This is a genomic window from Litorivivens sp. (assembly GCF_057445395.1).
In genome coordinates this window covers 1-10,319 of the sequence record NZ_JBVBUV010000099.1, presented here as the reverse complement: position 1 = coordinate 10,319, position 10,319 = coordinate 1, and the positions used below count along the sequence as shown (strand labels likewise).

The 10,319-nt window shown below is 56.1% G+C and carries 12 protein-coding genes; 8 read left to right on the top strand and 4 right to left on the bottom strand.

The annotated features are described in order from the left end of the window. Positions 1–406: 406 nt before the first annotated feature. The 4 genes from AC222A_RS17765 to AC222A_RS17750 form a co-directional block, all read right to left on the bottom strand. Positions 407–1,840, bottom strand: coding sequence for a wax ester/triacylglycerol synthase domain-containing protein (locus tag AC222A_RS17765; RefSeq protein WP_486775352.1), 1,434 nt, complete (start codon positions 1,838–1,840; stop codon positions 407–409). 209 nt (positions 1,841–2,049) lie between these two features. Further along, positions 2,050–2,856, bottom strand: a complete 807-nt coding sequence (locus AC222A_RS17760; protein ID WP_372765400.1) for an enoyl-CoA hydratase-related protein — start codon at positions 2,854–2,856, stop codon at positions 2,050–2,052. 51 nt (positions 2,857–2,907) lie between these two features. Continuing rightward, complete coding sequence (locus AC222A_RS17755) at positions 2,908–3,828, bottom strand: haloalkane dehalogenase (protein ID WP_486775351.1); 921 nt, start codon at positions 3,826–3,828, stop codon at positions 2,908–2,910. After that, on the bottom strand, positions 3,825–4,907 hold the full coding sequence (locus AC222A_RS17750; RefSeq protein WP_372748580.1) for a ketoacyl-ACP synthase III: 1,083 nt from the start codon (positions 4,905–4,907) through the stop codon (positions 3,825–3,827). The genes AC222A_RS17755 and AC222A_RS17750 overlap by 4 nt, the downstream gene beginning before the upstream one ends. A gap of 201 nt (positions 4,908–5,108) precedes the next feature. Between AC222A_RS17750 and AC222A_RS17745 the strand changes: the two genes are divergently transcribed. The 8 genes from AC222A_RS17745 to hslR all read left to right on the top strand — a co-directional run. Further along, positions 5,109–5,723: a TetR/AcrR family transcriptional regulator gene (locus tag AC222A_RS17745; RefSeq protein ID WP_372748579.1), complete on the top strand. Its 615-nt coding sequence runs from the start codon at positions 5,109–5,111 to the stop codon at positions 5,721–5,723. Positions 5,724–5,869: 146 nt separating this feature from the next. Further along, complete coding sequence (locus tag AC222A_RS17740) at positions 5,870–6,982, top strand: acyl-CoA dehydrogenase family protein (protein ID WP_372764917.1); 1,113 nt, start codon at positions 5,870–5,872, stop codon at positions 6,980–6,982. A gap of 16 nt (positions 6,983–6,998) precedes the next feature. Continuing rightward, positions 6,999–8,222, top strand: coding sequence for an acyl-CoA dehydrogenase family protein (locus AC222A_RS17735; protein WP_372748577.1), 1,224 nt, complete (start codon positions 6,999–7,001; stop codon positions 8,220–8,222). Between the two features lie 113 nt (positions 8,223–8,335). Continuing rightward, the gene (locus tag AC222A_RS17730; protein WP_372764837.1) at positions 8,336–8,506 is read left to right on the top strand and encodes a hypothetical protein; all 171 of its coding nucleotides are present in this window, start codon (positions 8,336–8,338) and stop codon (positions 8,504–8,506) included. Between the two features lie 159 nt (positions 8,507–8,665). Further along, positions 8,666–8,866: a hypothetical protein gene (locus AC222A_RS17725; RefSeq protein ID WP_372809987.1), complete on the top strand. Its 201-nt coding sequence runs from the start codon at positions 8,666–8,668 to the stop codon at positions 8,864–8,866. Between the two features lie 32 nt (positions 8,867–8,898). Continuing rightward, complete coding sequence (locus tag AC222A_RS17720; RefSeq protein WP_372764836.1) at positions 8,899–9,204, top strand: hypothetical protein; 306 nt, start codon at positions 8,899–8,901, stop codon at positions 9,202–9,204. 75 nt (positions 9,205–9,279) lie between these two features. Further along, the gene (gene yrfG, locus AC222A_RS17715; RefSeq protein ID WP_372748573.1) at positions 9,280–9,936 is read left to right on the top strand and encodes a GMP/IMP nucleotidase; all 657 of its coding nucleotides are present in this window, start codon (positions 9,280–9,282) and stop codon (positions 9,934–9,936) included. Then, positions 9,933–10,319: ribosome-associated heat shock protein Hsp15 (gene hslR / locus AC222A_RS17710; RefSeq protein WP_486775350.1), on the top strand; the 387-nt coding region annotated here is incomplete at its 3' end. The genes yrfG and hslR, both read left to right, overlap by 4 nt.

Below are 10,319 nucleotides of genomic sequence, written 5' to 3'. Positions count from 1 at the left end.
CCGAAAGGGGCAGCATGTATCGTCGCCGCCAATAGCACGCCACATAACCCTGTCAAAACTCTCAGCATCGAACGCATACCGCTCTCCATTTTAACCTGCAGTTCATACGCAATTTCGCATGAAAAAGATTAAATTAGCACCACGAGGCATAGTAAGGAAGAAGGGAGCGTATGGACTATAACGTTTACGGCCACACCACCAATGCACCTACACGCCCCAAAAAAATGGCAATTGCACAGCGGCTTAGCGGCGAAATACACACCAAAGTCTTAGCTGACAAAGAGCAAATCAGAAGCCTTTAACGCATTGATTGAGGTGCCTATAAGAAAGATAAGAAAGCAACCGAGCGCACGCAGTCGCACAGGCCAGGGTTGAGCCTGCAACCCTGCGCCCAGAGCCCCCACTCTCAGGCACTTTCGACCAAGTCATCCTCGATACTTGCGGTGCTATCGCCCGGCAACAGAGTGTCACGCATGGACTGCCAAGCCTCCTGCAAGCTCTTTAGATACCCATCCGGATCGGGCAGCGCTTCGCGACAGGCGTTAATACCCAGAGTCAACGACCCTCCCCATCGCGATATGCTGTGAGTCAAGGCTGAGCCCGGCAATAACGGCGCCAACGCAAAGCTCTGGAGCATTTCGGCACCTGCAAAATACAGGCTATGGTCACTACCATACACACCATTAATATACGTGTTGTGCGCCAGAGGTGCCCGTACACCCAGACGGACATAACCACTACCCCCAAGTTTCAGTAGAGCCGGCAATAGCAATTCACTCGAATCGTTCAGTAACGCAAGGTCTGCTGCCGGGTCGCGCGCCCGCGCTGCCATATTTTCCTGCTGCAGCCGTCGCAAACGTTCGAGAGGCCGCTCGCAATCGCTGTGCAGGGCGATGCGTACATTACCGGCAGCACCCTTTTTGCTTGGCTTGTGCAACTCACCGCTCAATCGTTGCGGCAGCGACGCTATCAAGCTCTGCACCGGCAGCTCTCCTTTGCGCAATAGGTAATTGCGCAGGCCACCTCCAATTAGCGTTAGCACCACGTCGGCAAGCGTACTCCCAGGCACCTGCCCGCGCATCTGCTCGCAATCATGCAGACTGATCGGCAGGTGGCAAACCACACGAAAGGTGCTGGGAGAACAATTGAACCGGGTAGCCGGCAGAGGTGGTAATTCAGGCATATCCAGCGCCGCCTCGCGCTGGCGCGAATAGCGCGCATAACTGCGCCGCACAATCGAACCACCCGACCACCAGCGACTGGCATGATTACGCAGCGCTGAGGTTAGCAACTGCCCATTGCCCGGACGAATCTCACGGGTACAGACACTGCTACCGCCCGCTACCGGCAAGGTGGCATCGAGCGAGTGCATGCGCATCATCATTTCATTAAGGGTGCCATTGTCGGCTATGGCCCGATGCACTCGCATGATAATGGCAAAACTCCCCTTAGGTATGCCTGAAAGGCTGTCCAGCCCATCAATCACAAAGGCTTGCCATAAGGGCCGGTCGCGATGCATTGGTGTTGCCTGTAAACGGGCAATCTGCAGATAAAACTGATGCCAGTTGCCCGGCTTGGGTAACGCTATCTGCTGTAAATGACAATCCACGTCAAAATCCGGATCTTCAATCCAGTAGGGGTGGTCGAGCCCCGCAGGCACAGACAGTAATCGCCGACGGAAAACGGGAAACCGGGCTATGCCATTCAAAAAGGCCTGCCGAATAACGGGGAAATCGGTTTTGTCACTGGCTCTATAAATGCCTACGGACGACACGACCAGCGGCATAACCGATTGTTCTATAGCAAGAAAACTGCTCTGGATTCCATTGAGCTGTTCCATCCTTGTGCCTCATAGTTTAGCGCGTTGAAACCCGCATCAGACGGGGAAAGGGGGAGTAAAAAGACACTATAGGACACAGAGAGAATCCGGCGCGAAGATAGCGCCAAAAATACCATTATTTACCTTCTTGGTAGCCGAGCTTGCTTTGCCTGCACCCACCAGCCCTGCCGTAATGCAGGGCGTCCGGCTCTAATGATGGCTACTGGGATTCACTGGCCGGTAAACTGAGGTTTGCGCTTTTCCTTAAACGCTTTAGGGCCTTCACGCGCATCGCGGCTCATCATGACGGCACCCGCCTGCTCCATTTCCAGCTGGAAGGCATCAGCCCAAGGCAAGGTGTGAGATTCCAGCACCGTCTTCTTAATGGCTTGCAGGGCCAACGGTGCATTGTCTGCCACGCGCTCAGCCAGCGCCTCCACATGGCTATGCAAAACAGCGGCCGGCACAACGTCTGAGATAAGACCAATCTGGCGCGCTGTATCGGCGGCTATCGGTTCAGCCGTCAACAACAGTTTCATGGCATGCGCATAAGGCAGCTGCCGAGCCAGACGCACCATGCTGCCGGCGCCTGGCACGATGCCTGATTTGGGCTCCGGCAACCCAAATACCGCGTGTTCAGCGGCAACACGGATATCCGTTGCCTGAAGAATCTCGCATCCTCCACCCAGCGCCCGACCATTGATCGCCGCAATGACCGGTTTGAAGAGGGGCTCGCCTTTAAGCATCACCTTATCCATGATCATCGGATCGGCCAGCAGTTTCTCCTCAATCTCGTTTTCCGGCTGACGTGCGCCGGTCCACAAGGGAATTACACCGCCCAGATCGCCACCACAACAGAAATCCTCTTCGCCACTCGCGGTCAATACAGCCACCCGAATGCTGTCGTTGTTGCGCACTTCGTCCCAGGCTTCGGCCAGGCGCACAAAAACCTCTGCATTCATGGTGTTCTTGGCCTGCGGCCTATTCAAGGTTATCCAGGCAATGGGGCCTCGCTGTTCGAATAATACGGCGCTCATGCTACGTCTCTTGCTATCAATGCGTTTTAAATCAGTGAGTGGCTAGCGGCTTCATATCGCCTCGCGTACACGCTCTACCAGTCCGGCCAATGCCTCACCTTGCTCTTCTTGCACAAAATGCCCAGCGCCTGGAATGGTCATATGCCAATCATTGGCGGCGCCAGGAATACGCTCACGAAATACGTCCGACCAAGCGGCGGTGGCCGGATCGCCGTCACTAAATGCAGTCACAAAGGGCTTTTGCCATTGATCCAGCAGCGCCCAGACGGCGCGATTTTCAGCGCAGCCAGGCTGATTTTCCCGAAGGGGAATCAGGCTCGGAAACTCAAGCACAGCCGCTTTGTAGCTGGCATCGGGAAATGGTGCATCGTATGCATCCTTCACCGTCTGGCTCAGCGCTGTGACACAAACGCCGCTGACAATTTCGGACACAGGCAGATCCGTCGCATCGCGGGTCATCGCCACCCAGGCATTAATAATATCGCCCGGCCAGTCCGGCACGCCGGCCGGCGGTGGCTCACAGTTTGGCAGCAGGGTATTGGCGGCAATCACACCGGCGAATCGCTCCGGCATAACGGCCAGCGTGCTCAGACCAATCGGGCCGCCCCAATCCTGACAAACCAGCAAAATATCGCGCAGGTCCAGCGCGCTGACAAAGTCACACATCCAGCTTATAAAACTGGCGTAACTGTAGGCACTGCGATCCGCCAGTTTGTCCGAGCGACCAAAGCCGATATGGTCTGGCGCCACCGCGCGATAACCTGCTTTCGCTATGGCGGCAATCACTTTGCGGTAGGCAAAACTCCAGCTGGGCTCACCATGCAGCATAAGCACTACCGGCGCAGCGCGCGGCCCCTCATCAATATAGGCCATGCGCAGTTCACCCGCGCCGTGAGTCAGCGTGTGGTAATGCGGTGTGAAAGGAAAGTCCGGCAGCGCGCTAAAGCGCTGCTCGGGGGTTCGCAGAATCATTGGCCGTTTGCGCGCCGACCACCCTCAATCCACGGCTGCAGTATTTCCAATGCGGTTTTGTCACAGGGTGGCAGCTCGTCGTCGCAGGTACCCAGCGGCTCTACCCGATCGCCCCATTTCACCACAAAGGCGCCCCAGGTAAGACCGGCCCCGAATGCTGCCGCCAAGACGTGGTCACCTGGCTTAATACGACCCTGCTCCAGCGCCTCACATAGGGCAACTGGCACAGTGGCCGCTGAGGTATTGCCGTATTTTTCGATATTGACCATCACCTTGTCCATCGGCGCGTTCAATCGTTTGGCCAAGGTTTCTATAATGCGGATATTGGCTTGGTGAGGAATCACCAGGTCTATGTCTTCAGGCTTCAAGTTCAGGCGATCGAGGACGTTGTTCATGGCAAACCCCATGCCTCTCACCGCGCGTTTAAAGATCTCCTGGCCTTCAAAATTAATCGCAAAGTGTCCATCTATCGGGCCAAATCGCTCTCGAACTGAGCCAGAGTCACAGGCCATGAGAATATCTCTCGCATCACCATCGCAACCCAATTTATCTGCCAGCAGACCACATTCCTCTTCGCTGGGCTCCACGATGACTGCACCGGCGGCATCGCCGAACAGCACAGATACCTCGCGCATGGTCCAGTCCAGGTAGTAGGGAATGCCGTCTACCCCAATTACCATCACTCGCTCCACGCTGCCAGCACGCACCATCGCGGTGGCAATACTGAGTCCGTAGACAAAGCCGGTGCAGGCGGCATTGAGATCAAACACGGCCGCATTTTTAGCGCCCAGCATATCCTGCACTGCGGAGGCACCATTGGGAATCATATTATCGGGGGCTGCGGTCGCCAGGATGATCATGTCGATATCCGACGCTTCAAGACCGGCAGCTGCAAGTGCCCGCTTACCCGCCAGCGCCGCCAGCTCAGAGTACTTCACATGGGTTATGCGACGCTCTTTAATGCCGGTACGGCTGCTGATCCACTCGTCAGAGGTTTCCATAACGGTGGTGAGGTCTTCATTGGTCAAAACGGCGGGCGGCAGGCATTTTCCCCAGCCCGTGATATTGGCGTATCGCATGGCAATCGGCTTCTGGTGTTATAAATTCAAGGCCGATTATGCAACAGCGTCCACCGCATCGCTATCCCGTTCTCGGTCAACCGCGCACCAAATGAGGTCAAATTGGCACTCGGCACCACCGCATATGTACTTTTACGGGTACCCGCACCACATCCTAAATGGCTAACATCACTTTAAATCATCACTGTGACGTAAGTAATCATGGCAACCAGTAGACGTTGGGGCCGCGGGGCCCGAGTCGACGACCTCGACACCGGACGCAAAAAACTCCTTCAAGCGGCTATTACCTGCTTTGTGAGCAAAGGCATACAGGCAACCACGATTGAAGATATCGCTAACGCCGCAAATGTGACGCGTAGGACCGTATATCGCTATTACGCAGGCAAATCCGAGCTGCTTGAGGCCGTAGTAGAATTGGAGCGCAAGCGCCTGTTCGAACGCATGCACCAAGCCGCTGAGCCTTACCACCAGGACTTTCCGCGAATGCTGGAAGAATGCCTGGCCAGCGCGGCCCAACTGCTGTCACCCAATATGGGCGCACCTGATCTCATCAGCGAACAGAACGCCGCCTCAGCCATTCCACATATGCTGGGCGAGGAATCTCTGGCCGAATGGCACGGTCTGCTCGAAGAGCCCTACGCCAACTACCGGCGTGACCATGGCGATATCGGCTCACTGGAACAGATCATCGACGTGCTGGGACGGCTGGTGTTGAGCTTTCGTTATCTGCCCTGCAGTGCCGACGATATCCGCCGCGCTATGGATGCCTTCCTCACCCTGTCGAGACGCAAACCCTCTTCGCTCCGTCTGGTATAACCGAGTTCAGGGTCACCGTGTGCGCACTGACCCTCCGCCACTGACCCGATCTGGCAGCCCCGGCGCAGGCTTTTGTCATTGCTGACTCCGCGGGGCATCGCTAAGCTTCCCGATTCCTGAAACCGCACAGAATCCGGGAGCAAGGCATGAACTTTGACTTCTCTGAAGATCAAAAATTTATCCAGGAGCAGGCTCGCAACTTTCTGAGCAGCGAGTGCTCTACCGCACGCGTTCGCCAGACGTTGGAAGGCGAGCAGGCATACGATCAGGCGCTCTGGCAACAGATTGTCGAGCTGGGTTGGCCCGCCACCGCCATTTCCGAAGAGCACGGAGGCCTCGGCCTGGGTTACCTCGAGCTTTGCGTGATCGCTGAAGAACTCGGTCGCTCACTGGCGCCAGTACCTTTTATTGCCTCTGTATATCTCGCCACCGAAGCCATCAAACTGGCAGCGGCCCCGCAGCAACAGGCCAGCTGGCTACCGCAGCTCGCCTGCGGTGACTGGGTTGGCTGCCTGGCAGTCAATGAATCGCGCGGCGCGTTGCGCGTAGCTGCTACCACGACCAGCGTTGAGGGAAGCAAACTTAGCGGCCGCAAGACCGCCGTACTGCACGGCGCTATCGCCGACAAGGCAATTGTACTGGCCACAGAAAATGGCACGCCCGGGCTCTATTTGGTTGATTTGAATCAGGCAGCCGTCAGCCGAACACCACTGGAAAGCGTCGACCCCACACTGCCGTTGGCAGAGCTGAATTTCAACCAAGCCGACGCAGAAAAACTCACCGGCGATGCCGACACCGCAAGCTTACTCAGCACGCTGTTTGATCGCGCTGCTGTGCTGCTCTCCTTTGAACAGATTGGCGGCTGTGACGCAGCACTGCAAATGGGCAAAGATTACACCACAGGCCGTTACGCCTTTGGTCGTCAGGTTGCTTCTTTTCAAGCGATCAAGCACAAGTTCGCCGACATGTTTGTGGCCACCGAGCTGGCGCGATCCAATGCCTATTATGGCGCCTGGGCGCTGTCGGCAGACGACCCGGAACTGCCGCTGGCAGCCGCAACGGCACGAGTCAGTGCCATCGATGCCTACTATCAATCCAGCAAGGAAAACATTCAGGCTCACGGCGGCATGGGTTTTACCTGGGAGTTTGACTGCCACCTCTACTATCGCCGGGCCCAGGCTTTATCGCTGATTCTGGGCGGCAACCCCCACTGGAAAGAACTGCTGGTCGAACGCCTGCTGCGCATCAAGGCAGCCTGAGACGAGGAACGCAACGATGGATTTTAAAGATACTCCCGAACAAGCAGAATTTCGCAAAGAAGTTCAGGCCTGGCTAAAAGCCAATGCCACCCCCAAGAGCAAAGACAGTGGCCGAGGCAGCCAGGAAGCCGCCTACGATAAAGCCAAAGCCTGGTATAAAAAGGTGTTTGACGCGGGTTACGCCTGCCCGACCTGGCCAAAAGAATACGGCGGCGCCGGTCTTACCCAGATCCACAAAGTAATCTGGTCGCAAGAAGTTGCCAAATACGACGAACCCGACGGCTATTTTGTCATCGGCCAGGGCAATTGCGGCCCTGCGCTTATGCATTTTGCGGCTGAAGAACAAAAGAAAGCCCTGCTACCACGCATGGCCTCTGCGGAAGACGTCTGGTGCCAGTTGTTTTCAGAGCCCAGTGCCGGCTCCGACGTTGCCGGTCTACGCACCAAGGCTGAACAGCAGGGTGACAAATGGATCGTCAACGGCCAGAAAATTTGGACCTCGGGCGCCCAACATTCGGACTACGGTGTGATTCTCTGCCGAACCGATCCCGACGTGTCGAAATACCGTGGCATGACCATGTTTTATATCGACATGAAGCAAGCCGGTGTTGATGTGCAGCCCATCAAGCAGATGGATGGCGGCTCACATTTTAACGAGGTGTTTTTCAACAACGCAGAAATTCCTGACAGCCAGCGCCTGGGTGAAATCGGCGGCGGCTGGGGCGCAGCTCTGCTGGTACTGATGAATGAGCGGCTCGCCATTTCTGGCGTGCAACCCGATGGCTTTCCCGAGTTCTTCGAACTCGTACAAACCCTGGAAATCGATGGCGAGCCAGTGGTTAACAACCCCGTTGTGCGCGACCGACTCGCCACCTGGTATACCCAACATGCGGGCATCAAGGCATCAACCAATCGCATGCTGACCGCCGTCGCCAAGGGCGGCATGCCCGGCGCTGAGGCAGCCCTGGGCAAACTGGTGGGCGCAGTAATGAATCAGGACATTGCCAATTTCGCCCTGCAATTGATGGCTGATACCGGCGCCATCTGCGACGAGGCTATGGCTCCGCAAAAAGCGCACTTTCAGAAGTCAGTCCTATTCGCCCCGGGCATTCGCCTTGCCGGCGGCACCGACGAAGTCATGCGCAACATCATTGCCGAGCAAGTGCTTGGGTTACCGCAGGAACCCCGTGCCGACAAGGGTATGGCCTTTAAAGACATTCCCTCCGGCAATCAGCACTGACATCAGTAAGCGGTTCAGGGTAGTAGTGGTTTTTCCTTACTACCCTGAACAAACAAACCCTTTAGCATGACAGAAAACTAGACTGATCCACATGGAGAGTCGGAATCGTGTCCATGCTGAAAACCAAAGCCTCGTCAAACCGCTCCGCAAAGCCAGCTGTACGAAAGCCAGACAATACCGCCTTTGAAATGCCGCCCGGTTACCGCGATCACACCCTGCGACGCTTGCGTGAAAGCTACACTGGCGATTGGTGGCTCAACGTCGACTATGTGATCCGCCATTAACCACCAAAGGCTCCGCAAGCGCTACCTGACCTTCGGCAATTCCCTACGCCACCTCGCGACATACCGTATAGGCGACACTGCCCCGCTTTATTAATCTGGTTACAACAAATGACGCGGCACCAACGCCGCAACAAAAACCAGAAACCACCGGGGTCAACCATGAAAAGCGCGGTAAGCAAAGATTCAACGAGCCAGTCCATTCCTCAGGCGACAACCGACCGTCACCACTTCGCGATGCCAGACGCTTATCAATCAGGCGACAGAAAAATGCTCCGAGCATTCTTCTCCGGCGACTGGTGGCTCAACGTAGATTACGTAGAGCATGAAAGCCAAATTCGACACAACGCAATAGCCGCTTAATTCAGACACATACCACCGGGGGGTTGGTTACCATGAATATTGCAGATTTTTTCAATCAACAAATACTTTCACACCTTCATGACAGCCGCGAATTTCTTTTTCAGCTGCTGCGCGATCTCGGGGGGCAATGTGGCGCTGCTTTAGCCGCCGCCTGGTACCCAGTACAAGATCGCCTGTCCATGCGCTACCACCGCATCGAAAAAGCCTGTCGAGCCGCCGATTTCAACGGCCAACGAGAGAGCAGCCTACCCACCATACTGACGGCTAGCTACCACTGCCCGAACGATCTTGTGATGCAAGAAAACCTCGAAGCACTGGAACTGATTCAGGGACGCTAACAAGACTCTCGTGCGCCAACCGTTCAGCAGTGGTAAAATCCGCCGTCTTCACCTTGGTAATTGGAGTGCAAGGCCATGATCAATTGGCAGGACGTGGATACCGTAATGCTGGATATGGACGGCACTCTGCTGGATCTCCACTTCGACAACTATTTCTGGACCCAACACCTGCCCCTGCGTTACAGCGAAATACATGGCGGCTCACTGGAAGCCGTTCGCGACAACCTGATGGCTCAGATCATGGCCAAGCAGGGCACGCTGAACTGGTATTGCATCGACTACTGGTCCGAAGAACTGAAACTAGACATTCCCGCCCTCAAGCGCGAAGTAGAACACTTGATCGCGATACGACCGTATGTAGAAGAGTTTCTGCAGTGGCTGAGTGACTCCCAGCGCGAAGTGTGGCTCGTCACCAACGCCCATCAACATAGCCTGGACATCAAGATGGCGCGGACCGGTCTCGACCAATGGGTCGACAAGATCGTGATCTCTCACCATTTTCAGGCCGCCAAAGAAGACCCCCAATTCTGGTTAAAGTTGAGCGAAGAATCGCCTTTCAATGAAAAGCGTACCCTGCTGGTTGACGATAACGTTCACGTGCTGCAGGCCGCCGCCGATTTTGGCATTGGGCACCTGCTCACCCTGCGTCAGCCGGACAGTAAACAAGCCCTGCGCGACAACCTCGCGTTTCCCGCCATCCACCACTTCGACGAGCTGCTTCCCACCGCATGAGCGACAGTCAGAAAGTTCGGCTGGACAAGTGGCTGTGGGCGGCGCGCTTTTTCAAAACCCGCAGCCTGGCCAAACAGGCCATCGAGGGCGGCAAAGTGCACTACAACGGTGCCCGCTGCAAAGTCAGCAAAGAGGTCGAAGTGGGCGCCAAACTCACCCTACGCCAGGGCTGGGACAACAAAACCGTGGTCATTGAGGCCATTTCGGAACAGCGTCGTGGCGCCCCAGAAGCACAGCAGCTCTACCGCGAAACCGAAGACAGCATCAAACAGCGAGAGTTGCGCGCCGCCGAACGCAAGGCGCATGGCCCCGGTGCCGATCTACTCAGCCGGGAACGTCCCACCAAGAAACAACGACGCCAGATTCACCGCTTCAAACAGCAA